Annotated in this window: 1 protein-coding gene; it reads right to left on the reverse strand. The window is 63.3% G+C overall.

Features of this window, described 5'->3' with window-relative positions; genetic code table 11:
• On the reverse strand, nt 1-245 hold a 245-nt coding region (locus IB213_RS17970), incomplete at both ends, for a hypothetical protein (RefSeq protein ID WP_192408200.1).

The raw sequence follows: 245 nt of genomic DNA on the forward strand, positions 1-245 counted from the left end.
GATGACCCCGCCGTTGGGGCCCGAGACCACCGGGCCGGGACCATCGGTCACCGAGATGGTGTGCGTAGCGCTGCTGGTGTCGTTGTCGCCATCCTTGGCACTGAGTGTGAAGTTCACATTCACGCCGCCGGCGTTGTTCAGACCACTGGCGGGCACAAAGCTCCATGTGTTGTTGGCATTGATCGTCAACGTGCCCTTGCCGGTGTTGATGCCCGTGCCGTACGCCACCGTCTGTGCAGCGCCTC

This window comes from Comamonas sp. CMM02 (assembly GCF_014851485.1).
GTDB lineage: Bacteria > Pseudomonadota > Gammaproteobacteria > Burkholderiales > Burkholderiaceae_C > Comamonas > Comamonas avium.